The following is a 20,559-nucleotide window of genomic DNA, read 5'->3' as shown; positions in this document are numbered from 1 at the left end:
AGCGTCTTGGGTGTGAGCAGACTTCCACGGAGTACCCCAGAAGCCCAGGGCTTGATCACCGCAGCACTCGACAGTTTCGTCGCGGCGCTGGACGCGGCCGAGCCGGAGATCCAGACTGTCATGCTGCTGCGGCACGGCCAGGTCGTGCTGGAGGAGGCCTGGGCGCCGTACCGGCTCGACGACCGGCACCTGCTGTTCTCGGTGTCGAAGAGTTTCACGTCGACGGGCGTCGGGCTGGCGATCGACGCAGGGCTGCTCTCGCTCGACGACCAGGTCATCTCGTTCTTCGACGCGGACGAACTGCCGGAGACGGTCAGCGACAACCTGGCCGCGATGAAGGTCCGGCACCTGCTGACGATGACGACCGGGCACTCGAAGGACACCGTGGACGCGCTCAGCCGGGACCGCCGGATGGTGAAGATCTTCCTCGGCCTCGACGTGGAGCACGAGCCCGGCACGGTGTTCGTCTACAACAGCGGCGCGACCTACATGCTGTCGGCGATCCTGCAGCGGCTCACCGGCGAGCGCCTGCTCGACTACCTCCGGCCGCGGCTGTTCGAGCCGCTCGGTGCGACCGAGGCGACCTGGCAGGTGTCGAGGGAAGGCATCACGGTCGGCGGCTGGGGCCTGAGCATCAACACGGAGTCGCTGGCCGCCTTCGGGCAGTTGCTGCTGCGGCACGGTGAATGGCAGGGCAAGCAGCTTGTCCCGGCCGAGTGGTTCGAGGCGGCAACGTCGAAGCAGGTCCCGAACGACACCGAGGAGAACCCGGACTGGAAGCAGGGCTACGGTTTCCAGTTCTGGCGCGGCCGCCACAACACGTATCGCGGTGACGGCGCGTTCGGGCAGTTCTGCCTGGTGTTGCCGGACTACGACGCGGCGCTGATCATCACGAGTTCGACGACCGACATGCAGGGGATCCTGAACACGGTGTGGGAGCACCTGCTGCCCGCGCTCGAGGGCAAGGAGGTGCCGGTCGTCCCCCGGCCCGAGCAGCTGCGGCTGGTGCCACCGACGGGTGCCGCACCGACCGCCGGGGACGGCCGGACGTACCGTTTCGCGGCGGCCAACCCAGCCGGCCTCACCTCGGTCCGACTCGACGCGGACGGGTCGGGCACCTTCACGTTCAGCGACCTGGGCGACGGCAGAACTCACGAGATCCGGTGCGCGGCCGGTGACTGGCAGGAGCAGGCAGCGCCGGGCACGGTCGACGACGCCGCTCCGGAAGCCGGCGAGCGCGTCCTGACCAGCGCGTACGGCGACGGCGACGCGTTCGTGGCGACCTTGCGCTGGGTGGAGACCCCGTTCGTCGCAACCCTCACGTGCCGCGTGGACGGCGGCACGATGACGGTCGACGGCAAGCTCAACGTCTCCTTCGGCCCGACCGAATTCCGGCTTTCTTCGGAGCCGATGTCACAGGACTGACGCGGCGCGTGTCCTCTGGGTCGTAATCACGGACGACGGAGGATGACATGAAGATTTTGGTGGCAGGAGCGACCGGCGGACTGGGCCGGTCACTGGTGCCGCAGCTGCTCGCGGCCGGGCACGAGGTGACCGGGATGACCCGGTCCGAGTCCGGCGCGGCCGGCGTGCGGTCGTTCGGCGCGGACGCCGTGCTCGCGGACGGGCTGGACGCCGCCGCGGTGCGCGCGGCCGTGGAGTCGGTCCGGCCCGAGGTCGTCGTACACCAGATGACCGCACTCAAGGGCGGGATCGACTTCAAGCACTTCGACGACAGCTTCGCGACGACGAACCAGCTGCGAACGGTCGGCACGGACAACCTCCTGGCCGCCGCCAAGGCTGCCGGCGTACGACGGTTCGTCGTCCAGTCGTACGCCGGCTGGAACCTGCAGCACGGCGGATCCGCGGCGAAGACCGAGGCGGACCCGCTCGACCCGGACCCGGTACCCGCCCAGCGGCAGACGATGGCGGCCATCAAGTACGTCGAGTCGGCGGCGGTGAACACCGAAGGGATCGAGGGCGTCGCGCTGCGGTACGCGAACTTCTACGGCCCGACCGCCGACCTCGGCAAGGGCGGCTCGATGGTGGAGCTGATCCAGAAGCGCCGGCTGCCGATCATCGGCGACGGCACCGGGGTCTGGTCGTTCATCCACTACGACGACGCCGCCGCGGCAACGGTGAAGGCGGTCGAGAGCGAGGCGACCGGGGTGTTCCAGATCGCCGACGACGACCCCGCACAGGCGGCGGTCTGGCTGCCCGAGCTCGCCAAGATCCTCGGCGCCAAGGCCCCGCGGCGCATCCCGGCGTGGCTCGGACGGCTCGCGGTCGGCGACGTCGGCGTGGCGGCGTTCACCGAGATCCGCGGCGTCGACAACTCCCTCGCCAAGGGGACCTTCGAGTGGCAGCCCGGGTACGCGTCCTGGCGCGACGGGTTCCGCCAGGGGCTGTGATCTCCGCTCGCTCACAGCCGCGCGAGCCGGTGAGAGGATTCCTTTACTTCCGCGTTACATGCGATGACGACCGCTGAAACCGGCGGGTCCTGAACTGGAAAGGACCCGCCGGTACGGCGGGGCGCCCCTAGGGTTCCGCTGCTGGTCGAGCCGATGGCAGGTCTGGTCCGAGAGGGGAGGCGGTGCTGTCGCCGGCGTTGTGCGGCGGCACCGTTCCACGGCGGGACAAAAGTCCGGGAGGCCTTGAAGGCCCCGGGTTGCCGTGTGCGCATTCCGGGCCCGATCCAGCGGAGGCCGGACATGTCAGCACCCCCCGAAACCCTGACCACCGATGAACTGGGAGCGCGCGACCTCGGCCGCTTCGGCTACTCCCAGCAGCTCTCGCGCCGCGTCGGCAGCTACGCGTCGTTCGCGGCCGGTTTCTCGTTCGTCTCGATCCTCACCACCGTCTTCCAGCTGTTCGGTCTGGGCTTCGGCTTCGGCGGTACGGCGTTCTTCTGGACCTGGCCGGCCGTCCTCGCCGGTCAGCTGATGGTGGCGTTGTGCTTCGCCGAACTCGCCGCGCGGTACCCGCTGTCCGGCGCGATCTACCAATGGGCCCGCCGCCTCGGCGGCGCGGTCGCCGGGTGGTTCGCGGGCTGGACGATGGTGATCGCGCAGATCATCACGCTGGCCACGGCCGCGATCGCGCTGCAGGTCGTGCTGCCCGCGGTCTGGCCCGGGTTCCAGCTGGTCGGCACGGATCCGGCGCTGGCGTCGCGGGACGGCGCCGCGAACGCCGTGGTGCTCGGGTGCCTGCTGCTCGTCGCGACGACGGTGCTCAACGCGACGAGTGTGCGGATCACCGCGATCGTCAACTCGGTCGGCGTGACCTGCGAACTGGTCGGCGTCGTGCTGATCGTCGTCCTGCTGACCAGCAAGGCGGAGCGCGGGCCGTCCGTCGTCCTGCACACGACGAATCTCGACAGCACGACCGGGTACGTCGTACCGCTGCTGGTCTCGGCGCTGATGGCGGCTTATGTGCTGGTCGGGTTCGACAGTGCGGGCGAGTTGTCGGAGGAGACGCACAAGCCGCGCGCGACGACGCCGCGGACGATCCTCCGGGCGGTCATCGCGTCCGGGATCGGCGGCGCGTTCCTGATCGTCGCGGCGTTGATGGCCGCGCCGTCGGTGACTGACGGGGATCTCGCCACGCAAGGGCTTCCCTACGTGCTGACGAGCCGGCTGGGTACGACGCCCGGCAAGCTGCTGCTGCTCGACGTCGCGCTCGCGGTGTGCGTGTGCACGCTGGCGATCCAGACCGCCGCGGCGCGGATGATCTTCTCGATGGCGCGCGACAACGTGCTGCCGGGATCGCGTCAGCTCCGCGAGGTGTCGCCGCGGACCGGTACGCCGGTCGCCGCGACCGTGGTGCCCGGCGTGCTGGCCGGTGTCTGCCTGGTCGTCAACGTAGGGAACGCAGGCCTGTTCCTGGGGCTGGCGAGCGTCTGCATCATGCTGCTCTACGTCGCGTACCTGATGGTCACCGCGCCGTTGCTGGTACGGCGCCTGACCGGGCGCGGGTTGTCCGCCGGGGTGGACGAGAACGGGCGGCCGCTGTTCTCGCTCGGCCGGTTCGGCGTGCCCGTCAACTTCGTTGCCGTCGGCTACGGACTCGCGATGGCGATCAACCTCGGCTGGCCGCGCGCCGAGGTCTACGACCCGGCAGGTGAGGGCTGGTACCTGCACTACCTTCCGCTGATCACCCTTGCCGTCGTCGCCGTCGGCGGCCTTCTCGCGTTCCGGGCTCAGCGGAGCGCCTACTACGCCTCGATCGGCCTGCCGCTGCGCACTGCCGCACCGGTTGTCGAGGTCGAAGGAGCCGGCGCATGACACATACCCACGACATGCCTGGTGACGCGGCGTGGTCCGCGCCGGTGCGGGCCGGACGCGTCATCACGCTGACCGCGCTAAACGACGGCGCGAACGCGTCGGTGCTGATCATCGGCGCCGACCGTCTCGATCGGCTGAACATCCCCGACACGCTCAAGGCGCAGATGTCGGCGCGCATCAAGCCCGGCATGGTGCTGATGTCGGACCGCGGGCTGGCGCTGGCGACGGTTCTGGCCTCGAGCCTCGACTGGCACGACTGCCTGACCGGCGCGGCGCCCGACCGGTTGCTGCTGCTCGAACTCGTCAAGCACGGTTTCGGTGCGGTCGATCTGCACGGCTGCATCAACTTCTTCAGCAAGGTCGGCGTCGCGGACGACGCCCGCGTGTCGCTGGCCTTCGTCCCCGGCCATGCTCGCGCGGGTGACACCGTCACGCTCCGCGCGGACCAGGACCTGCTGGTCTTCGTGTCGACCGCGGCTCATGCGCTGTCCGATCTGCCCGCGGTCGGTGTCGCCGTACAGATCGAGACGCCGGAACACACCGAGGATCCCGACCTGCGGGAGGAAGCGGTCCGCGCACTGCGTCTGACCCGGGAGTTGATCGCATGACCGTGACCCAGACGACAACTGGCCTCGACACCGTCGTAGCTGCGGGCGACGGCGCCCTCGTGACCGTTCCGGCCGGCGGGCGCCTGCGGATCGTGGACCTGCACGGGAACCAGGCCGTCGACACGTTGTTCTACGACGCCCACGACATCGAGAACCGCTACTCCGCCTTCGACACGATCCGTGAGCAGCGAGCGGTGTTCCTGACCACCGGGTCACGGCTGCTGTCGACCCGGCTCGACGAGCTCGCGGTGATCACCGACGACACCTGCGGCCGGCACGACACCGTCGGCGGCGCGTGCTCACAGGAGAGCAACGTCATCCGGTACGGCGAGTTCACACGGCACCAGCATGCCTGCCGGCAGACCTTCCTGCGGTACGGCGCCGCGGCCGGCATCGGTCAGCGTCAGCTCACGCACAACATCAACTTCTTCATGAACGTGCCGGTGACGGCGAGCGGAGGGCTGACGTTCGAGGACGGTCTGTCGGCGCCGGGCAAGTACGTCGAGGTCACCGCGAGCCGTGACCTGTTCGCGCTGATCAGCAATTGTCCGCAGGTCAACAATCCATGCAACGGCTGGAACCCGACGCCGATCCAACTGCTGGGCCGGTGGTGACCGGTGGCCGTGATCATTGTCAACAATCCTGGTGTCCAAACGACGGTGCAGGATCTCGCCGGGCGGCCGGGGCTGTGGGACGTCGGCGTGCCGCCATCCGGCGCCGCTGACGAGCTGACGTTCGCCCTGCTGAACGCTGCGGTCGGCAATCCGGACACGGCGGCCGGCCTGGAGTGTGTGCTCGCCGGGCCCGTGCTGACGTGCGACGAGGACCGGCTGATCTGCGTCGGCGGCGCGGTTCGCCGTGCGACTGTCGACAATCTGCCGATCAGGCCGGGGATGGTCGTGCTCTGGCCGGCCGGCTCCGTGCTGGATGTCGGCCCGCTCGACGGTCCCGGGATGCGGGGCTATGTGGCGGTCCAGGGCGGACTGGACGTGCCGCGCGTGCTCGGGAGCCGGTCCACGTTCATCCTCGGCGGGTTCGGCGGTCACGACGGTCGCCCGCTGGCGGAGGGCGACCGGATTCCGCTGGGCCGGCAGGAGAACCTGCTGACCCCGTTGTCGGTGGAGCTGCCGTCGATGTCCGGCTCGTGGCAGATCCGCGTCATCCCTGGGCCGCACGGTGCGCCGGAGCATCTCACCGCGGACGGTGTCGACGCGTTCTTCGCCAACAACTGGATTGTCGACCATCGCTCCGATCGCACCGGGGTCCGGTTGCTCGGTCCGACTCCCGGCTGGGCCCGCACCGACGGCGGCGAGGCAGGCCTGCATCCGTCGAACGTCCACGATTCGGCGTACCCGGTCGGCGGCATCATGCTGTCCGGCGACACCCCGGTCATCGTCGGCAAGGACGGCCCGTCGCTCGGCGGTTTCGTCGTACCGGCCGTGGTGATCGAGGCCGACCGGTGGATGCTCGGCCAGCTGCGCGCAGGCGATTCCGTGCAATTGGTCCCGGTGACGCAGGAAACGGCAACCGAAGCGATCCGGTCCCGCCGCCGCTGGCTGACCGACCTACGCCAGGAGCCGACCGCGGTCGCCGTGTCGGCCGCTGCACCCGAACGCCCGAACACACTGCACCGAGGCGATCCGGCCGGCACTACGCCGGCGTACACGATCAGATGCGCCGGCGAACGGCACCTGCTGGTCGAAGCCGGGCCGGCCGAACTGGATCTCACCGTCCGGGTGTGGATCCACCTGCTGGCCCAAGCCCTCCGGGACGACCGCCCGGCCGGCGTGACGGAGATCGTCGAGGGCGTGCGGTCGCTGCTGGTCGCGGTCGACTCGGCCCGGATCGCCCTGACCTCGCTCGCGCAACAGCTCGCGTTCCTGGCGGCCGGACTGGCTGATCCCGAGACCGTGGTGCTGCCGATCGCGTTCGACCATCCCGAGGCGCACGAGGCGATGCGCCGGTACGCGACGTCGGTGCGCCCGGACGCGCCGTGGTGCCCGGACAACGTCGAGTTCATCCGGCGGGTGAACGATCTCGGCGCGCGCGACGACGTGTTCGAGATCGTGCAGGCCGCGACGTACCTGGTGGTCGGTCTCGGCGACGTGTACCTCGGCGCCCCGGTCGCCGTACCGGTCGATCCGCGGCACCGCCTCGTCACGACGAAGTACAACCCGGCCCGGACCTGGACGCCGCAGAACGCGGTCGGGATCGGCGGGATCTACCTGTGTGTGTACGGGATGGAAGGCCCGGGCGGGTACCAGCTGGTCGGACGCACCGTCCCCGTCTGGCGGCTGTCCCCCGCCGACGAGCAGCCCTGGCTCCTGCGGCAGTTCGACCTGATCAGATTCACCCCGGTGAGCGCGGAGCAACTCGCCCACGAGCGGGCCGAGATCGCTGCCGGGCGAGCCGATCTCAAGACCGCGCCGGCGACGTTCTCGCTCGCCGACGTCCGCAAGATCGAGCAGGAGGCACCTGTGGAAATCGCGACCGTGCGGGCCGGACGCCGCGCCGCGTTCGAGGCCGAGAGGGCACGGTGGGGAGCATGAACAACGAGTGGATCACCCGGGTCGACCCGATCGTGCCGCTCCCCGGAGTCCTGAGCGGGCTGACGATGGCGCTGAAGGACAACATCGATCTCGCCGGGGTGCCGACGACGGCCGGCGACCCGCGCAACGCACGGCCCGCGGAGCGCAACGCCTTCGTCGTCGACCAGCTGATCGCGGCCGGCGCCGTACCGCTGGGGAAGACGAACCTCGACCAGTACGCGACCGGGCTGGTCGGCACGCGATCGCCGTACGGCGCGTGCCACTCGGTCTTCTCCGACCGGCATGTGTCCGGCGGTTCGAGCTCGGGCAGTGCCGTCGCCGTCGCGAGTGGTCAGGTCGACTTCGCGCTCGGCACCGACACGGCCGGCAGCGGACGGGTACCGGCTGCCTTCAATCGGATTGTCGGCATCAAACCGAGCCGCGGGCTGGTCTCGGCGCGCGGCGTCGTACCGGCCTGCCGGTCGCTCGACTGCGTGACCGTCATGGCGAGGACCGTGGCGACCGCGCGGGCGGCGTACGAGGCGATGGCCGCGTACGACCCGGACGACGCATGGTCGCGGCGCGCCTCCGACCTGCCCCGGCGGCGGCGGCCCGCCTCCGGCGGCGTGATCGGCGTACCGGACATCGGGCTCGATCTGGATCCGCTGCACGAGGCGGCCTGGCAGGAGACGCTCGCCGAGGCGCACCGGCTCGGCGAGGTCGTGAAGGTGGATGTTCGGCCGCTGCTCGAGGCCGCGGACCTGCTGTACTCCGGACCGTGGCTGGCCGAGCGCTGGCTCGCCTTCGGGGACAAGCTGGACGACGATCCGGCAGTCGACCCGACTGTGCGGACGATCGTGCGGGGCGGTGCGTCGCTGACCGCGGCCGCTGCATTCGCGGGCTTCGACCGGCTCGCGACCCTGGCCCGCGCGAGCGAACACCTGTGGACGAAGCTTGATGCGCTGCTGTTGCCGGTGACGCCCGCGCATCCCACGTTGGCGGAGGTCGCGGCCGATCCGATCGGCGCGAACAGCCGCCTCGGCCGGTTCACGAACATGGTCAACCTCCTTGATCTGTGCGCGGTGGCGTTCCCGGGACCGGATCGCGCCGACGGGCTGCCGTTCGGGATCCAGCTGCTGGCGCCGGCCGGGCATGATCTCGAGCTCATCGACTTGGCGGCTGCGTGGACCGGCGAGGACGTGCCGGCGTCGGGCGGCGACGTGCTCCTCGCGGTCGCGGGCGCGCATCTGTCCGGCCAGCCGCTCAACGACCAGCTGGTACGGCGTGGTGCGCGGCTGGCGTTCGCCGCGCGGACCGCGTCGTCGTACCGGATGTACCTCGTCGACGGGCCGCGTCCGGGACTCACCCGGACACTGACGGGTGCGGACGGTCCGGGCATCGAGGTCGAGGTGTGGAGGCTGCCCGCGGCCGAGCTCGGTGGTTTCGCGACGACCATCGATCCGCCGCTGGCGATCGGGCCTGTGGAACTGTCGGACGGGCAGCAGGTGCTCGGGTTCGTCTGTACGGCGGATGCCGCGGACCCGGCGCGGGACATCACGGCCGCGGGCGGCTGGCGGGCGTACCTGGCCGGGAGCTGACCCTATGGTTGGTGGGCATGAGCCTGACGCCCGCCGAACAGACAGTGCTGGACCGGATCGACGAGGACCTGCTGGTCCGGGTGACGCAGGACCTGCTCCGGGCACCCGGCCAGAATCCGCCCGGCGAGGAGAGCGCCACCGTGGCCGCTCTCGCCGCGGCGGCGCGCGAACTCGGCCTCGACGTCCGGACGACACCCGTCGAGCGTGACCGGGACAACGTCTCGGTCACGCTTGCCGGAGGCAACGGTCCCGGCCTGTTGCTGCTCGGGCACACCGATGTGGTTCCGGTCGGCGACGGCTGGACGGTCGACCCTTTCGGCGGTCTCCTGCGCGACGGCCGGATCTACGGCCGCGGCGCCTCCGACATGAAAGGCGGCCTCGCCGCAGCCCTAGTCGCGCTGGCCGCCCTCCGAGGCACCACTCTCAGCGGCGCGGTCGAGCTACTCGCCGTCGTAGACGAAGAAGAAACCGGCAAGGGCATCCGCGCCTACGTCGAAGCCACCCAGCCTGCGCCTGTGGATAACCCAGCCGTGCCCGGCCCGCCGTTCGATAGACTTGAAGCGGAAAGGACAGGGGCGAGACACAACCCACCAGCACCCGGTCCCGTCGGTATCTCGGCTGCATCACCGCCGAGCCCACCGACCTGCAGACGATCATCGCGGCGCGCGGCGACTCGTACCTGCAGGTCTCGGTGCACGGTCGCGCCTCGCATGCCGGCAACCCCGACGGCGGGGCGAACGCGATCTACGGCGCGGCCGCGGTGGTCGCCGAAATCGAACGCCTGCATCACGAACTCGCCGCCGCACCGCATCCTTTGCTCGGCCCAGCGACCTGGAGCGTCGGCCAGATCAACGGCGGCACCGGCGGCTCGATCGTCCCCGCCGAGTGCGTGGTCGTCGCCGACCGCCGGCTCCTGCCGGGCGAATCCCCCGCCGACGTCCTCGTCGACCTCGGCCGCCGCATCGCCGCCCTGCACCTGGAGGATCGCGGCCTCACGGTCGAGCTCGCGATGCCGATGGAGATGCCCGCCTTCGAGACCCCCGAGGAGCACGAGTTGGTCCGGGTCACCGAGGCGGCCCGGTTCGACGCCGGCGGACCACCGCTCCCCCTGGCCGGCTGGACCGCGGCCTGCGACGGCGGGTACGTCGCCCGCGACCTCGGCGTACCGGTGGTTGTCCTCGGCCCCGGCTCGGTCACCACCCAGGCACACCGCGCCGACGAATCGGTCGCCGTGGCCGAACTCGTCATCGCGGCACGCGCCTACGCGCTGGCCGCGCTGAGGTTGCTGTGACTCGCCGGGTGCTGCTTCGGGGTGGGTCGGTTCTTGATGTTGCGTCCGGTGAGGTGCGGCGGGCTGATGTGGTGCTGGCCGGTGATCGGATCGTCGAGGTCGGGATCGGGTTGGACGGTGACGAGGCGGTCGACTGCGACGGCGGGCTGCTGGTTCCTGGGTTCATCGACTGCCACACGCACCTGTGCATCACGCAGACGCGGATCGATCCGTTCGGGCTGCCGCGATCCGTTCGGCCGCTGTCCGCCGTACCTGTGCTGCGAACACTCCTCGGCCTCGGCGTCACCACCGTGCGAGACGCGTGGGGCGCGGACGCCGGCGTACGGATGGCCGTCGAGAAAGGCTGGATCGACGGACCGCAGGTGCTGCTCAGTCTGCGGCAGGTGGGGACGACCGGCGGCATCGGCGACCTCTGGGCGCCGCGGACCGGACCGCTCGACTTCTTCGAGGATCCGTCGCTGCCGGACCCGATCTTCAACGGGGCCGACGAGGCGCGGGCCGTCGTGCGGCGGATGATCCGGGCCGGCGCGGACTGGATCAAGGTGACCGCCACCGGATCCCTGGCGATCGGCAAGGGCCTCACCGACCTCGAGCTGACCGACGACGAAATGACCGCGCTCGTCGACGAAGCCCGGCGGCGCGGAGGGCGGCGCATCATGGTGCACGCGCACGGAGCCCGGGCCGCGGAGCTCGCAGCACGCGCCGGCGCGGGCAGCATCGAGCACGGCACGTACCTCGACGAATCCGCCGTACAGGCAATGGCGGACTCAGGGACCTGGTACGTGCCGACGCTGTCGGTCACACAGTCCGACCCGACAGCCGTACCGGACGGCGCCGCCGAGGCTCATCGCGAATCGATGCGACTCGCGATCGCCGCGGGGGTGAACATCGCGATGGGCACCGACAACCCGGTCCGGCCGCACACCGAGGTGCTGTGGGAGCTGCGGCATCTGGCTGCCGCCGGCCTCGGTGATGCGGGTGCACTGCAAGCGGCGACGATCGGCGCGGCGAGACTGCTGGGTCTCGCGGACGACCGCGGCGAGATCGCGGTGGGCAAGCGTGCCGATCTGGTCCTGCTCGACGGCACCGAGCTGGACTGCACCGCGCTCGACGGCCGGATCCGGCGGGTCTTTCACAACGGAGCCGAAGTCGGGCGTTGACCCTGACACCGTGTCAGGTCGTAGACCGGCCGCATGATGAGTGCAGGAGAGATCGCGGACCGGATCCGCACAGGTCAGGTGTCGTCGCGTGAGGTGACCGAGGAGCTGCTGGCGCGGATCGCGGACGACCAGGACGTCAACGCGGTCGTCGAGGTACGCCGGGAGTACGCCCTGGCGGCGGCCGATCGGGCCGACGCGATGGTGGCGGCGCGCGGATCGCTCGGGCCGCTCGGATCGCTGCACGGTGTGCCGATGACGGTCAAGGACTGCTTCGACATCGCCGGTCTGCACACCACGTGGGGCAATCCGGCGTTCGCCGAGCACGTCGCCGACCGTGACGCGGCAGTCGTCGAGCGGCTGCAGCGCGCGGGGGCAATCGTCGTCGGGAAGAGCAACGTGCACGCGATGCTCGCCGACTTCGGCCAGACCGCGAACGAGATCTACGGCCGGACGAACAACCCCGCCGATCTCACTCGGACGCCGGGCGGATCGAGCGGCGGCGGCGCCGCGGCAATCGCCGCCGATCTCACCTATCTGGAGTACGGCTCCGACCTTGTCGGCTCGATCCGCCTGCCGGCGGCGTACTGCGGCGTGTACGGACTCAAACCCACGAACGGCCTGGTCCCGCAGCGCGGCTTCCAGGTCCCCGGTACGCCGTACCTCCCGAGCGAGCTGCCCAACTTGTCAACAATCGGACCACTCGCCCGCACCGCCGGCGACCTACGGCTCGCCCTCCACGCCACCGCCGGCCCCGAGGCACCGTACTCGTACGCGCTGCCCCGCCCCCGGCACACCGGTCTCGCGGACTATCGCGTCGGCGTGGTCCTGGACCACCCCGCGGCCCCGGTCACCAGCGAGGTCGGCGACGCACTGTCCGACACGATCGACCGACTCGCCCGCAGCGGCGCAAAGATTGTCGACAACTGGCCGGACGGCGTAGACCCCAACGAGCAAGCCGAACAGTTCGGCCGCCAGGTAGAACTCTTCTTCGCCCTCCACGCCACCTCCGACGGTGACCCCGGCGGCGACTCCGACCATGACCCCGCCGGCGGCCCCCGTAGCGGCTCCGACGGCGGCCCCAGCAGCGGTTCGGGCGGCGTGTCCGGGAGTGGTCTGACGCTTGAGGAAGTGCGCGGGCTGGATCGGCGGCGGATGGCGGCGCGTGGGCGGTGGCAGCGGTACTTCGAGGATGTCGACGTCTTCCTCTGCCCGACCAGCTTCACGGTCGCGTTCCCCCACGGATCGTCGACAATCGACGGCCTGCCGTACGAAACGCAGGTCTTCTGGATCGCCCACGCCGCGCTGACCGGGCACCCCGCGCTCAGCATGCCGATCGGACACACGCCGGCAGGGTTGCCGATCGGCGCTCAGGTGATCGGTCCGTGGCACGAGGACGACACCGCGATCATGCTCGCGGAACTCCTGGCTGGTTGACTGCCGTCATGTTCGCGATCGGTGAATTCGCCCGCCACGGCCGGGTGTCGATTCGGATGCTGCGGCATTACGACGCCATCGGCCTGCTGCGCCCCGCCTACGTCGACCCCGCCACCGGCTACCGCAGCTACACCGCCGCCCAGCTCGCCGACCTGAACCGGATCGTCGCACTCAAGGACCTCGGCTTCTCCCTCGACCAGGTCAACACGATGATTGCCGACAATCTCAGCCTGTCCGAGCTCCGCACGATGCTCACCATGCGACGCGCACAACTGGAGACCACGCTCGCCGAGAGCCAGGCCCAGCTCGCGCAGGTCGAGTCGCGCCTGCGCGGTCTCGAGAGCGACGTTCCGACCGCGGACGTCGTGGTCAAGGAACTGCCCGCTGTACGACTCGTCGGCCTGACCGCGACGGCGGCGAGCTTCACGCCCGACGACATCACTCCCGTGGTCCATCCCCTCTGCGCGGAACTCGGTCGGAGACTGCCGGATGTAGACGTCCGCCCCGCCGGCCGGCTGACCTGTCTGTACGCGCAAAGCTCCGAGGACGAGGTCGACGTACGTGCGACAGTCCCAGCCGCGGTCGATGCCGGCGGCAACCTCAACGGCCTCGAGGTGATAGACCTGCCGGCAACGCAGGCAGCGACGCTCGTGCACCGCGGACCGATCGATCAGGTGCTGCCGTCCTGGCAGGCGCTGGCGCGCTGGCTCGACGACAACGGCCGGCGCGCCGCCGAGCCGGCCCGCGAGCTCTACCTCGACACCCCGGAGAACCCGGACGACTGGGTCACCGAACTGCAGCAGCCCCTCACAAGCGGCTGAACGACAGCGTCTCCCCGCGGGCGCCGCCCATCCACAGGTCCTGGCAGGCGGCGGCGAACTCGTCGAGGTTCTCGGTGATCGCGCCGAAAACGTTTCCCGGCACCCATCCCTGGTCGCCGTTGATCAGCAGGTTGTTCCGGCCGTAGAACACGGCGAGGTCGACGATCGCGCCGGTCGTACCGGTGCCGGTCGTGTTCTCGTACCCGTAGGCGGGATTTCCCAGGTCGTCGGAGTCGAACGAGAACCAGCACAGGTCCCCGGGGATCGGCGTGACGGTGGTGTTCTCCTTGCCCGGATCGGGCGCGAACGCCGGAACCAGCGTGTAGATCTCGTTCCGCGCGTATTTTCCGTGGAACACCGGCGCCGACAGCGGCAGCGCATCCCAGACCGCCGCGCAGGTCCGGGGCGCCACGTCGTCGAGCAGCTTCGCCACGCAGCTCACGCCGCGCTTGTCCAGGCTGACCGTGATGTGCTTCATCGTCTCTCCAAGGTCGGGGTCCGGCGGTGCCAGTCGGTCGCGGCCTGATACGCCTGGCCGACCCGCAACGTCAGCGCGTCGGCATGCCGCGGTCCGACGACCTGCAGCCCCACGGGCAGACCGTCGCTCGTGAAGCCGCACGGCACGCTCAGCGCCGGCTGTTGGGTGAGGTTGAACGGATACGTGTACGGCGTCCAGTCGGTCCAGTCCGGCGACGACGACCCGTCCGGCACGTCCTGGCCGACCGGGAACGCGGTGATCGGCAGCGTCGGCGTCACGAGCACGTCGTACTGCTGGTGGAAGCGGCCCATCAGCGTCCCGAGTTCCATCCGGACGTTGGTCGCGTCGAGGAAGTCCGACGCCGAGAAGGCCGACCCCTGCGCGGCGACCCGGCGCAGCCCCGGGTCGACGCGATCGTCGACCGCGTACGCCGACAGCACCTTCGCGGCACCGGACCACCAGAGCACGTTGAACGCGTCGATCGGATCCGCGAACCCGGGATCCACCTCCGTCACCTCGGCGCCGAGCTCCGCGAGCACGCCGACCGCGGCGCGGACCAGCGCGTCGACCTCCGGATGATTGTCAACAAAACCAAGATCGGACGAGAAACCGATCCGCAGACCGGCCACGCCGTCGTCGAGGCCGTCCAGGAAGGACCGGGCCGGTGTCGGCATCGCGGACCAGTCGCGCGGGTCGAACCCGGCGACCACGTCGAGCAGGGCAGCCGCATCGCGTACGGTCCGGGTCATCGGCCCGGCGTGCGACAACGTCCCGAACGCGCTCGGCGGGAACAGCGGGATCAGCCCGTACGTCGGTTTCAGCGCGACCGTTCCCGTGAACGCGGCCGGGATCCGGACCGATCCGCCGCCGTCGGTGCCGAGCGACCACACGCCCATCCCGAGGCCGACCGCAGTCGCCGAGCCGCCGCTCGAGCCGCCCGACGTCCTCGCCGGATCCCACGGGTTGCCGGTCGCGCCGTAGGTGCACGAGTCGGTGACGCCCTTCCACGAGTACTCCGGTGTGGTCGTCTTGCCGAGGATGACTGCGCCCGTCTCGCGCAGCCGGGCGACGGACGGCGCGTCCTCGTCCCACGGCCCGGCCGGGTCGATCATCGTGCTGCCACGCAGTGTCGGCCAGCCTTTTGTCCACAATGCGTCCTTGATGGACGTCGGCACACCGTCGCCGGGTCCGAGCGGGGTTCCGGCGTGCCAGCGGGTCTCCGATTCCTTCGCGGCGGCGAGCGCGCCTTCGGCGTCGACCAGGACGAAGGCGTTGACCTGGTCGTCGTACCGCTCGATCGCGTCCAGCGCCTGCTGCGTCGCCTCGACGGGCGACAGTGCGCCGGTCCGGTAGCCCTCGACCAGCTCGGTTGCCTCGGTCATCGATCTCCCGTCGGAACGTAGCCAAGCTTCTTGTCGACAATGTTCAGGAGCGGTTCGCCGGCCAGCCAGCGCCGCACATTGGTCGCGAACTGCGCCGCCAGGGTGTCGCGCCAGCCGACGACGTCGCCCGACATGTGCGCGGTGACCGTGACGTTCGGCGCGTCCCAGAGCGGATGGTCCGGCGGCAGCGGCTCGGTGTCGAACACGTCGAGCGTTGCGGCGATCCGTCCACTGCCGACAGCGGCGAGCAGTGCCGTTTCGTCGACAATCGGACCGCGGGCAATGTTCACCAGGTGCGCTCCCGGCCGCAGCGCGGCGAGGACAGCGGCGTCGACGAGCCCGCGGGTCGCCGCGGTCAACGGCGCCGCGATCACGAGATGGTCGGCCCAGCCGGCCTCGGCCGACAGGTTGCTGCTGGCAACGATCGTGCCGAAGTCCGGGTCGCCCCCTCGCGCAACCCGGCCGGCACCCCGGACCTCCAGACCGGCCGCGCGCAGCAGCCGGGCCGTCTCCCGCCCGATCGCACCGGTCCCCACGACCAGCGCCTTCGCGCCCAGCACGCTCCGGGTCTCGCGGTGCTGCCAGCGCCGCTCGCGCTGCAGGTCGAAGCTGCGGAGGCTGTCCTTGGCGTGCGCGATCACCGCGCCCAGCACGTATTCGGCGATCGGCCGGTCGAACACGCCATGTGCGTTCGTGACCACGACCGCGGAGTCGCGCAGTTCGTCGAAGAGCAACGTGTCCACACCGGCCGCGGTCACATGGATCCATTCGAGCGCGTCGGCCTCCGCCCAGACGTCCCGGACCGCCGTCGAGAAGAAGTCCCAGAGCATCAAGGCGCGCGCACCCCGAACCGCGGCGGCCAGCCCGTCCGCGGCGCAGTACCGGAAGTCGACCGGCAGACCGTCCAGCCCCGGCGGCCGGTCGGTCGCGCGCTCACAGAGCACCGCGACCACGGGGCGCTCGGTGCTTGCTGGCGGGAGGGCTGGCACGTGATCGAGGCTAGGAACTCGCTAGTAGGATTGTCAACAATCTGCCTCGCGCCGCACACTGACTGGCATGAGCACGCGTCCCTCCACCCACCCGCTGCCGGCGGCGGTGCCGCCACTGCTGCAGACCGGGATCGGCGTCATCGCGCCGTACGACTTCGCGCTCGACCGCGAGCTGTGGCGCTGGGTGCCCGACGACGTCACGCTGCACGTCACGCGCACGCCGTACGCACCGATGGCCGCCACGGTCGAGATGGCCGTGCACATCTCGGATCCGGAGCTGATCGCGCGGACGACGTACGACGTCCTGCCGGTCGGTCCGCTCGTAGTCGCGTACGCCTGCACGTTCGGCAGCTTCGTAGGCGGACTGACCGGTGAACTCGCCCTCGTGGACGCGATGGTCGGCGCGGGGGCGCCAGCTGCGGTGACCACCAGCGGCGCGCTGCTCCTCGCACTGCGCCGGCTCCGGGTCAACCGGATCGCGACGGTCACGCCGTACACCAACGACCTGACCGCGGGCCTGAGCGCGTTCCTCGCCCAGGCCGGGGTCGAGGTGGTCGCGACCGCCGGGCTCGGGCTGATCGCGCAGATCTGGGCGGTCCCCTACGAGACGACGGTCGAGCTGGTCCGCAGCGTCGACAGCGACGCGGTCGAGGCGATCTTCATCAGCTGCACCAACCTGCCGACGTACGACGTGATCGCCGGGCTGGAGGCCACGCTCGGCAAGCCGGTGCTGACCGCGAACCAGGTCACGATGTGGTCGGCGCTCGAACTCGCCGGCCACGAAGGAGTCGGTCCGGGACAACGATTGTTGACAATCCGATGAGCGAATACGCCGCCCGGCTGACCCGGGTTCGCACGGTCCTGGCGGAGCGCGGCCTCGGTGCGCTCGTTGTCAGCGATCCCGCGAACCTCTTCTACCTCACCGGCTACGACGCCTGGTCGTTCTACACGCCGCAGTGCCTGCTCGTCCCGGCCGACGGTGACGTGCAGTTCTTCGCGCGGGCGATGGATGCGGCGGGTGCGTCGTACACCTCCAACCTGCGCGCCGACCAGATCCATGGGTATCCCGAGGTGCTGGTGCACCGGCCGGACGTCCATCCGTACGACTGGATCGCGAACATCTGCCACGAGCTGATCCCAGCCGGTGCGGACGTCGCCGTCGAGAGCGATGCGCACTACTTCACCGCCCGCGGCTACCTTGCTCTCAGCAACGGCCTGCCCGGCCGCAGGCTGGTCGACTCGGCCGAGCTGGTGAACTGGGTCCGGCTGGTCAAGTCGCCGCACGAACTGGACCACCTCCGGATCGCCGGCGCGATCGCGGAGCAGGCGATGCGGGTCGCGCTCGACCGGCTCCGGCCCGGCCGGCGGCAGTGCGACGTCGCCGCCGAGATTCTCGCCGCGCAGGCGACCGGAACACGGGAGCACGGGGGCGACTATCCGGCCATCGTGCCGATGCTGCCGACCGGCGACGCCGCCGGGACGCCGCACCTGACCTGGAGCGATCGTCCATTCGTCGACAATCAGGCCACCACGGTCGAACTGGCCGGCGTCCACGGCCGGTACCACGCGCCGCTCGCCCGCACCGTGATGCTCGGCGACCCGCCGCGACGGCTCCGCGAGACCGCGAAGATCGTTGCCGACGGCATGCAGGCGACGTTGTCGACAATCCGGCCAGGCGTCACCGGCAGCGCGGTGCACGCCGCGTTCAACGCGGTGATCGCGGCGCACGGTCTGGTGAAGGAGTCGCGGATCGGGTACTCGATCGGTATCGGGTACCCGCCGGACTGGGGCGAACGCACCGTCAGCCTGCGCTCCGGGGAGACCACCGTGCTGACCGCGGGAATGGCGTTCCACGTCATCCTCGGAATGTGGATGGACGGGTGGGGCTACGAACTGTCCGAACCCGTCGTGGTCAGCGCCGACGGAGTGGAACGACTGACCGGCCTGTCGCACGAACTGACCATCAGGAGGTAGCCCCCTTGTCAGCACGCCCAGCACCCTCAGCGCTCCCGTACGCCGCCCGCGCCACCGGTCTGGTGGGTTCGGTGATCGACTCGAGTACGTCGCTCCTGCACAAGCAGACCCACGACATCGTGCGGTTCGCGATGGGATCGCCCGCGGCGGAGGCCGTCCCGGCGCGGATCCTGTCCGCGATCGCGGCCGAGGAGCTGAGCCGTCCCGCCGCCTTCGACTATGCGGCGACCGAGGGCGACCCGCCGCTGCACGCGGCGCTGCTGGAGATGCTGCGCGGGACCAGCGACCAGACCACCGCCGATCGGCTCACCGTCACGGCCGGCGGCATGCAGGGCCTCGACCTGTTCTGCAAGATCTTCGTCGACCCGGGCGACCTGGTCGTCGTCGAGTCACCGACGTACACCAATGGCAGCGCGACGGCGCTCTCGTACGGCGCGGAGCTGCTCGAGGTACCGGTCGACGACGACGGCATGATTGTCGACGATCTACCGCGACTGCTCGACGGGCGAACGCCGAAGGCCATCTACACGATCCCGACGTTCCAGAACCCGTCCGGCGCGACACTGTCGCTCCACCGGCGGCAGCGTCTGCTGGAGCTGGCCCGCGAGTGGGGGTCGATGGTGATCGACGACGACCCGTACGGTCTGCTCCGGTTCGCCGGCGATCCCCTGCCCACCCTGCGGGAGCTCGGCGCGGGCGATCCGCTGGTGTTCGCCGTACGGACGTTCTCGAAGATCGTCGCGCCCGGTCTGCGCGTCGGCTGGGTGGACACGGATCCCGAACTTCAGCCGCTGCTGATCAACGCGAAGCAGGCAATGGACACCTGCACGAACCTCCCGGCGCAGCGGCTGCTGACCGGATTCCTGACCGGCGGGCATCTCGAGGAACACCTGGTCCGGCAGCGCCGCGAGTACAAGCGGCGCAAGGAAGCGATGCATGCCGCGCTGACGGAACACTTCGGCGACATCGCGCACTGGACGGATCCGGAAGGCGGTTTCTTTCTCTGGGTGACGCTGGAGAACGGCGTCGACACCGAGGAACTGTTCGAGGTCGCACTCGCCGAAGGCGTCGCCTTCATCCCCGGACCGGCGTTCTCGCCCACCGGTCGTTTCCGAAACGCTTTCCGGCTCTGTTTCGCGTCGACCGACCCCGACCGGATCCACGAAGGCGTCGCCCGCCTCCGCCGCGCCACCGACAAGCTGATGACGACCTAGTTTCGCGGTGTGGTTACCAGGGGACTGTTCCGGCGTCGTCGAAGAATCCACCGGTCGGTCCGTCGTCGGGCAGGGTCGCGAGGTGAATCGCGATGGCCGCGCCCTGCTGTGGCGTGCGGACGCCGCGGAAGCCGTTGAGGTCGGTGGCGGTGAAGCCGGGGCAGCCGGAGTTGATCAGGATGCTGGTGTCACCCAGTTCCTTCGCGTATTGGATGGTGAGGGCGTTGAGGAAGGTCTTCGAGGCCAGATAGCCGGCGGGAACCGGGCCCATGTCGACGTCGGGTGCGGTTTGCAGGGCGAGCGAGCCGACGCTGCTGGACATGTTGACAATTCGCGGTGATGCCGAGCCGCGCAGCATCGGCAGCATCGCGTTGGTGACCCGGATGACGCCGATCACGTTGGTTTCCACGACGGCTCGCACGGTCGCGGGCTCGACCGTGGTCGGTGTCTGTGGCAGGCGGCCGGTGATCGCCGCATTGTTGACCAGGACATCGAGCCCCCCGGCCTGGCCGGCGATCAACTCGGCCGCAGCGCCCACACTCGCGTCGTCGGTGACGTCGAGCGGCACGGCAAAGGCATCTGTCCCGGCCGCGCGCAGCTTCTCCACCGCGGTCTCGCGGCGTTGCCGATCCCTCGCGCCCACACCGATTCGCCAGCCGAGGGCGCCCAGGCCTGCGGCGATCTCGTATCCGATGCCCTTGTTCGCGCCGGTCACCAGCGCGACTGTCCGTTCACTCATGCCGTCGATCATGGTGCGGACCCGGCCGGGGCGTCCAAGACCGGTCGGGTGGTCGGCGAT

19 protein-coding genes and 1 pseudogene are annotated in these 20,559 nt (G+C 70.2%); 15 read left to right on the top strand and 5 right to left on the bottom strand.

What is annotated here, in order from left to right; genetic code table 11:
• Positions 1-12 precede the first annotated feature (12 nt).
• From AB0I12_RS23085 to atzF, 7 genes are all read left to right on the top strand, one after another.
• Positions 13-1,425 (top strand): serine hydrolase, encoded by a 1,413-nt coding sequence (locus AB0I12_RS23085; RefSeq protein ID WP_359933200.1) that lies wholly within the window; start codon positions 13-15, stop codon positions 1,423-1,425.
• A gap of 47 nt (positions 1,426-1,472) precedes the next feature.
• On the top strand, positions 1,473-2,411 hold the full coding sequence (locus AB0I12_RS23080) for an NAD(P)-dependent oxidoreductase (RefSeq protein WP_359933198.1): 939 nt from the start codon (positions 1,473-1,475) through the stop codon (positions 2,409-2,411).
• A gap of 300 nt (positions 2,412-2,711) precedes the next feature.
• Positions 2,712-4,283, top strand: coding sequence for an amino acid permease (locus AB0I12_RS23075; RefSeq protein ID WP_359933196.1), 1,572 nt, complete (start codon positions 2,712-2,714; stop codon positions 4,281-4,283).
• Complete coding sequence (locus tag AB0I12_RS23070; protein ID WP_359933194.1) at positions 4,280-4,891, top strand: DUF1989 domain-containing protein; 612 nt, start codon at positions 4,280-4,282, stop codon at positions 4,889-4,891. The genes AB0I12_RS23075 and AB0I12_RS23070 overlap by 4 nt, the downstream gene beginning before the upstream one ends.
• Entirely contained in the window at positions 4,888-5,505 is a 618-nt protein-coding gene (locus AB0I12_RS23065; RefSeq protein WP_359933192.1) for an urea amidolyase associated protein UAAP2, read from the top strand. The genes AB0I12_RS23070 and AB0I12_RS23065 overlap by 4 nt, the downstream gene beginning before the upstream one ends.
• A 3-nt stretch (positions 5,506-5,508) precedes the next feature.
• Positions 5,509-7,440 carry a 5-oxoprolinase/urea amidolyase family protein gene (locus AB0I12_RS23060; RefSeq protein ID WP_359933191.1) on the top strand — a complete coding sequence of 644 codons (1,932 nt, stop codon included), beginning with the start codon at positions 5,509-5,511 and terminating at the stop codon, positions 7,438-7,440.
• A complete protein-coding gene (gene atzF / locus AB0I12_RS23055; RefSeq protein ID WP_359933189.1) occupies positions 7,437-9,017 on the top strand; it encodes an allophanate hydrolase in 1,581 nt (526 codons plus the stop codon). Before AB0I12_RS23060 ends, atzF begins: the two co-directional genes overlap by 4 nt.
• Positions 9,018-9,019: 2 nt before the next feature.
• Here atzF and AB0I12_RS23050 read toward each other — a convergent pair whose 3' ends face one another.
• Positions 9,020-9,289 (bottom strand): hypothetical protein, encoded by a 270-nt coding sequence (locus AB0I12_RS23050; RefSeq protein ID WP_359933187.1) that lies wholly within the window; start codon positions 9,287-9,289, stop codon positions 9,020-9,022.
• 6 nt (positions 9,290-9,295) lie between these two features.
• Here AB0I12_RS23050 and AB0I12_RS23045 point away from each other — a divergent pair.
• The 5 genes and pseudogenes from AB0I12_RS23045 to AB0I12_RS23025 form a co-directional block, all read left to right on the top strand.
• Positions 9,296-9,478, top strand: a pseudogene (locus AB0I12_RS23045) (M20/M25/M40 family metallo-hydrolase); the annotation flags it as partial.
• Between the two features lie 161 nt (positions 9,479-9,639).
• A complete protein-coding gene (locus AB0I12_RS23040) occupies positions 9,640-10,308 on the top strand; it encodes a M20/M25/M40 family metallo-hydrolase (protein ID WP_359933775.1) in 669 nt (222 codons plus the stop codon).
• A gap of 53 nt (positions 10,309-10,361) precedes the next feature.
• A complete protein-coding gene (locus AB0I12_RS23035) occupies positions 10,362-11,468 on the top strand; it encodes an amidohydrolase family protein (RefSeq protein WP_359933185.1) in 1,107 nt (368 codons plus the stop codon).
• Between the two features lie 33 nt (positions 11,469-11,501).
• A complete protein-coding gene (locus tag AB0I12_RS23030; protein ID WP_359933183.1) occupies positions 11,502-12,902 on the top strand; it encodes an amidase family protein in 1,401 nt (466 codons plus the stop codon).
• Positions 12,903-12,910: 8 nt separating this feature from the next.
• On the top strand, positions 12,911-13,723 hold the full coding sequence (locus tag AB0I12_RS23025; RefSeq protein ID WP_359933181.1) for a MerR family transcriptional regulator: 813 nt from the start codon (positions 12,911-12,913) through the stop codon (positions 13,721-13,723).
• On the opposite strand, the gene AB0I12_RS23020 is transcribed toward AB0I12_RS23025, so the two are convergent.
• From AB0I12_RS23020 to AB0I12_RS23010, 3 genes are read right to left on the bottom strand one after another with little or no spacing between them, the layout of a single operon-like run.
• On the bottom strand, positions 13,710-14,201 hold the full coding sequence (locus AB0I12_RS23020) for a DUF3830 family protein (protein WP_359933179.1): 492 nt from the start codon (positions 14,199-14,201) through the stop codon (positions 13,710-13,712). The two genes, AB0I12_RS23025 and AB0I12_RS23020, sit on opposite strands and share 14 nt — an antisense overlap.
• Positions 14,198-15,583 (bottom strand): amidase, encoded by a 1,386-nt coding sequence (locus tag AB0I12_RS23015; RefSeq protein ID WP_359933177.1) that lies wholly within the window; start codon positions 15,581-15,583, stop codon positions 14,198-14,200. The genes AB0I12_RS23020 and AB0I12_RS23015 overlap by 4 nt, the downstream gene beginning before the upstream one ends.
• Positions 15,580-16,572, bottom strand: coding sequence for a D-2-hydroxyacid dehydrogenase (locus AB0I12_RS23010; RefSeq protein WP_359933175.1), 993 nt, complete (start codon positions 16,570-16,572; stop codon positions 15,580-15,582). The genes AB0I12_RS23015 and AB0I12_RS23010 overlap by 4 nt, the downstream gene beginning before the upstream one ends.
• 67 nt (positions 16,573-16,639) lie before the next feature.
• On the opposite strand from AB0I12_RS23010, the gene AB0I12_RS23005 reads away from it, so the two are divergent.
• Genes AB0I12_RS23005 through AB0I12_RS22995 form a run of 3 tightly spaced genes read left to right on the top strand, consistent with a single transcriptional unit; the run spans position 16,640 to position 19,760 of the window.
• The gene (locus AB0I12_RS23005; protein ID WP_359933173.1) at positions 16,640-17,395 is read left to right on the top strand and encodes an Asp/Glu racemase; all 756 of its coding nucleotides are present in this window, start codon (positions 16,640-16,642) and stop codon (positions 17,393-17,395) included.
• Positions 17,392-18,546, top strand: a complete 1,155-nt coding sequence (locus tag AB0I12_RS23000; RefSeq protein ID WP_359933171.1) for a M24 family metallopeptidase — start codon at positions 17,392-17,394, stop codon at positions 18,544-18,546. The genes AB0I12_RS23005 and AB0I12_RS23000 overlap by 4 nt, the downstream gene beginning before the upstream one ends.
• Before the next feature lie 5 nt (positions 18,547-18,551).
• Complete coding sequence (locus tag AB0I12_RS22995; protein ID WP_359933169.1) at positions 18,552-19,760, top strand: PLP-dependent aminotransferase family protein; 1,209 nt, start codon at positions 18,552-18,554, stop codon at positions 19,758-19,760.
• A gap of 13 nt (positions 19,761-19,773) precedes the next feature.
• Here AB0I12_RS22995 and AB0I12_RS22990 read toward each other — a convergent pair whose 3' ends face one another.
• Complete coding sequence (locus AB0I12_RS22990; protein WP_359933167.1) at positions 19,774-20,511, bottom strand: SDR family oxidoreductase; 738 nt, start codon at positions 20,509-20,511, stop codon at positions 19,774-19,776.
• Positions 20,512-20,559: the final 48 nt, after the last annotated feature.

It is taken from the genome of Kribbella sp. NPDC050459, from assembly GCF_040655315.1.
In the GTDB taxonomy this organism is placed as follows: Bacteria; Actinomycetota; Actinomycetes; order Propionibacteriales; family Kribbellaceae; genus Kribbella.
The sequence above is the reverse complement of the archived record's forward strand: the minus strand, read 5'-3'. Positions and strand labels throughout refer to the sequence as shown.

Bases quoted from the DNA above. Each gene is read 5' to 3' on its own strand.
- AB0I12_RS23080 (WP_359933198.1), top strand. From the start codon at position 1,473: ATGAAGATTTTGGTGGCAGGAGCGACCGGCGGACTGGGCCGGTCACTG.
- AB0I12_RS23075 (WP_359933196.1), top strand. From the start codon at position 2,712: ATGTCAGCACCCCCCGAAACCCTGACCACCGATGAACTGGGAGCGCGC.
- AB0I12_RS23070 (WP_359933194.1), top strand. From the start codon at position 4,280: ATGACACATACCCACGACATGCCTGGTGACGCGGCGTGGTCCGCGCCG.
- AB0I12_RS23065 (WP_359933192.1), top strand. From the start codon at position 4,888: ATGACCGTGACCCAGACGACAACTGGCCTCGACACCGTCGTAGCTGCG.
- atzF (WP_359933189.1), top strand. From the start codon at position 7,437: ATGAACAACGAGTGGATCACCCGGGTCGACCCGATCGTGCCGCTCCCC.
- AB0I12_RS23030 (WP_359933183.1), top strand. From the start codon at position 11,502: ATGATGAGTGCAGGAGAGATCGCGGACCGGATCCGCACAGGTCAGGTG.
- AB0I12_RS23025 (WP_359933181.1), top strand. From the start codon at position 12,911: ATGTTCGCGATCGGTGAATTCGCCCGCCACGGCCGGGTGTCGATTCGG.
- AB0I12_RS23020 (WP_359933179.1), bottom strand. From the start codon at position 14,201: ATGAAGCACATCACGGTCAGCCTGGACAAGCGCGGCGTGAGCTGCGTG.
- AB0I12_RS23015 (WP_359933177.1), bottom strand. From the start codon at position 15,583: ATGACCGAGGCAACCGAGCTGGTCGAGGGCTACCGGACCGGCGCACTG.
- AB0I12_RS23005 (WP_359933173.1), top strand. From the start codon at position 16,640: ATGAGCACGCGTCCCTCCACCCACCCGCTGCCGGCGGCGGTGCCGCCA.
- AB0I12_RS23000 (WP_359933171.1), top strand. From the start codon at position 17,392: ATGAGCGAATACGCCGCCCGGCTGACCCGGGTTCGCACGGTCCTGGCG.
- AB0I12_RS22990 (WP_359933167.1), bottom strand. From the start codon at position 20,511: ATGATCGACGGCATGAGTGAACGGACAGTCGCGCTGGTGACCGGCGCG.